The organism is Halopseudomonas sp., assembly GCF_041579695.1.
Classification (GTDB): Bacteria; Pseudomonadota; Gammaproteobacteria; order Pseudomonadales; family Pseudomonadaceae; genus Halopseudomonas.
On sequence record NZ_JBFGFI010000162.1, the window covers coordinates 1 to 3,208 of the forward strand.

General features: G+C 56.9%; 5 protein-coding genes and 1 pseudogene. 1 reads left to right on the forward strand and 5 read right to left on the reverse strand.

Annotation, left to right across the window (positions count from 1 at the left end):
- Nucleotides 1-560: ATP-dependent metallopeptidase FtsH/Yme1/Tma family protein (locus ABYA88_RS15855; protein ID WP_373188355.1), on the reverse strand; the 560-nt coding region annotated here is incomplete at its 3' end.
- 165 nt (nt 561-725) lie between these two features.
- Nucleotides 726-1,352, reverse strand: coding sequence for a 23S rRNA (uridine(2552)-2'-O)-methyltransferase RlmE (gene rlmE, locus ABYA88_RS15860; RefSeq protein ID WP_373188356.1), 627 nt, complete (start codon nt 1,350-1,352; stop codon nt 726-728).
- Between the two features lie 110 nt (nt 1,353-1,462).
- On the opposite strand from rlmE, the gene yhbY reads away from it, so the two are divergent.
- Complete coding sequence (yhbY, locus tag ABYA88_RS15865; RefSeq protein WP_373188357.1) at nt 1,463-1,777, forward strand: ribosome assembly RNA-binding protein YhbY; 315 nt, start codon at nt 1,463-1,465, stop codon at nt 1,775-1,777.
- Between the two features lie 4 nt (nt 1,778-1,781).
- Here the strand turns inward: yhbY and ABYA88_RS15870 are convergent, their stop codons facing one another.
- From ABYA88_RS15870 to carB, 3 genes and pseudogenes are all read right to left on the reverse strand, one after another.
- Entirely contained in the window at nt 1,782-2,198 is a 417-nt protein-coding gene (locus ABYA88_RS15870) for a DUF4149 domain-containing protein (RefSeq protein WP_373188358.1), read from the reverse strand.
- Nucleotides 2,195-2,668, reverse strand: a complete 474-nt coding sequence (greA, locus tag ABYA88_RS15875; RefSeq protein ID WP_373188359.1) for a transcription elongation factor GreA — start codon at nt 2,666-2,668, stop codon at nt 2,195-2,197. Before greA ends, ABYA88_RS15870 begins: the two co-directional genes overlap by 4 nt.
- Nucleotides 2,669-2,670: 2 nt before the next feature.
- Nucleotides 2,671-3,208, reverse strand: a pseudogene (gene carB / locus ABYA88_RS15880) (carbamoyl phosphate synthase large subunit); the annotation flags it as partial.

Genomic DNA, 3,208 nt, shown 5'->3' on the forward strand with positions numbered 1-3,208 from the left:
CCCAGGCGCTGGAACTTGCCTGGATCGCGCAGGAACTCGACCAGCTCGCTGACTTCTTCCTTGGCCTCGTCGCAACCAGCGACGTCGGCGAAAGTAGTCTTGACCTGATCTTCAGACAACATGCGCGCCTTGCTCTTGCCGAAACTCATCGGCCCGCCCTTGCCGCCAGCGCCGCCCTGCATCTGCCGCATGAAGAACATGAAAATGGCGATAATGATCAGTATCGGGAAACTGGCAATCAGCAACTGGGTCCAGATGCTCTGTTGCTCGGGCTGCTTGCCTTCGATGACCACGTCATTTTCCAGCAGATCGCCGATCAGGCCGCTGTCCTGGATTGCCGGACGCACAGTTTTGAACTGGCTGCCGTCGCTCTTGACCCCGGTAATCTCGAACCCATCTACGGTCACCCGCTCGACCTGCCCCTGCTTCACCTGCTCGATGAACTGGGAGTAGTTGAGAGCATTGGTCGTTTCGCCAGGACCGCTGAAGTTGTTCATGACCGTGACCAGCACAGCCGCAATGATCAACCACAGGATCAGATTTTTCGCCATATCATTCAAATTGCTACCCTCTTGCCCCGCGGCGCGTGCCGCCAGAGCTTGACTGAGTCTTAACTGCTATTGGATACATTACACCAATCTGCCGCTGTGCTGCAGATAAGCCAGTGTAACGCTCTGTGTCGCCGGCAAGCCGGTACGCATCCCTTTTATCTGAGAGACCAGGGTTCACTCCCGGCCTTTGAAACCCTTGCCCAGCAGGTAGGTTTCCCGCGATCGACCCCGTGAAGCATCTGGCTTGCGGGTCACAACCTTGTCAAACCGACTGCGCATGAATTTGAAATACTCGTCGAAACCTTCACCGTGAAAAACCTTGATAAGGAAATCGCCACCCGGTTTCAGCACCTTCTCGGCCATGTCCAGGGCCAGCTCGCAAAGGTAAATCGCTGCAGGCTGATCCACTTCGGGTGTTCCACTCATATTGGGGGCCATATCCGAAATAACAAGGTCAACGGGCTGATCACCGATTGCCGCAAGAATCTCTTCGAATACGCTGTCCTCGGTAAAATCGCCCTCGATGAAGGTAACGTCGGCAATACTGTCCATCGGCAAAATATCAGATGCGATGATCCTGCCCTTCTCGCCAATCAGACGACTGGCCACCTGGGACCAGCCACCGGGTGCCGAGCCCAGATCGACCACGGTCATTCCCGGCCGAAACAGGCGGTCCTTTTCCTGTACCTCAAGGAGCTTGAAACTGGCTCTGGAACGGTAGCCCTCTTTTTGCGCCTGCTTGACAAAGGGGTCATCGAAATGTTCTTTCAACCAGCCCTTGCTGGTCTTGCTCTGTGCCACGGAATACCTCATGCAGCGAAGGCCGCCGCCTGTTAAACTGCGATCTGTCTACTTGGACAGCAGCTTTGCATTTAAATTTCTCATTCAATACTGGTAAGCATCCGATCATTATGACCCTCAGCTCAGCGCAGAAGAAAGACTACAAACGTATTGGTCACCATCTCAAGCCGGTGGTCATGGTCAGTGAACAGGGCGCCAGTGAGGGCGTACTGTCCGAATTGGACCGTGCGCTAACCGATCACGAACTGATCAAGATCCGCATCAGCGTGGCTGACCGCGAAACCAAACAGGCCCTGATCCAGCAGGTGTGCAAGGCCACTGGCGCCGAACTGGTGCAGGTTATCGGGAAGATGGCGATTCTGCTACGCCCGAACAAGAAAGCCAATCCGAACCTGTCGAACCTGGCTCGCTTCAAGGAAATCTGAGCTGTCAGCCCTCGTCCGGGCGCGGTTGCAACACCAGCACCAGCCCGGCGAAAGCGATAACCAGATAGCCGAAAATTTGCACATATTCGGTCCCCGGCACCTGCCGTAAACCGAACAGGGCCGCCACGCAGATCATCACCAGCAGCAATAGCTGAGTGCGCAGGTCGCGCCAGAACCGAACACCAGGCGCCACTGCGATTATCAACAACTGCAGCAATGCGCAAACACCGGCAAAGCCCACCATCAGCGGCCGCATGAAATTCCCGATTGCCTCTATCAGCATTGGCGCCATGCCGAACTGCTCGAGCGCGGGCATCAGCACAAAATGCGTCACCCATATCGCACCCACCCATAAAGTCTGGGTCAGCTGCCAGGCGACGCGACTGCCATGCAGCATCGGCCGCGGGGCGCCAGCTGTCACTTGTGGCTCACCTCGAGAACTTCGTATTCGACGACACCACCCGGCGTCTTCACAGCGACCACATAGCCTACTTCCTTGCCTATCAGCGCCCGCGCGATGGGCGAGCTGACGGATATCTTGCCAATCTTGATATTGGCCTCGTCATCGCCCACGATCTGATAGACGACGGACTCGTCGGTATCCACATTGACGATCTCGACCGTGGTGCCGAATATGACCTTGCCGGTAGGCGGAATAGCGGCCACGTCGATCACCTGTGCGTTAGCCAGGCGACCTTCGATATCACGAATCCGCGCCTCGACCATGCCCTGTTGTTCACGGGCAGCATGGTATTCGGCGTTTTCCTTCAGGTCGCCAAGCTCACGCGCTTCTGCGATGGCCTGGGTGATCTGCGGACGCATCGTGCTTTTCAGATGCTTGAGCTCGACTTCGAGGGCTTCGGCGCCCTGCTTGGTCATCGGATATTTCATACTCAGATTCCTGCGTGCAAGTCCTGAAGGCGACGAACCGTCTTCTCCGGACCGAATTTCAGTGCCATGCAGATAGCTTCGCCACCTGCAAGGGTCGTGGTAGAGCAGACCTTATGCTGCAACGCGTTACGACGGATCGAGTAGGAGTCGGCCATTGACTGGCGCCCCTCGGTGGTATTGATCACCATGCTGATCTCGTCGTTCTTGATCATGTCGACAATGTGCGGCCGGCCTTCGGTCACTTTATTTACCCGACGCACCTTGATCCCGGCGGCCGCGATCACCTTGGCAGTACCACTGGTGGCGACCAGATCGAAACCCAGCTCGACTAGCGAGCGCGCCACGTCGACCACAAACGGCTTGTCGTCGTCACGCACACTCATGAACGCCGTGCCGCCAGTCGGCAAAGTTTCGCCGGCCCCTACCTGCGCCTTGGCAAAGGCCTCGGCAAACGAATCGCCAACGCCCATAACCTCGCCAGTGGATTTCATTTCCGGCCCGAGGATCGGATCTACGCCCGGGAACTTGGCGAACGGGAAA

Coding starts and splice junctions, on each gene's coding strand:
- greA (WP_373188359.1), bottom strand. CDS start 2,668: ATGAAATATCCGATGACCAAGCAGGGCGCCGAAGCCCTCGAAGTCGAG.
- yhbY (WP_373188357.1), top strand. CDS start 1,463: ATGACCCTCAGCTCAGCGCAGAAGAAAGACTACAAACGTATTGGTCAC.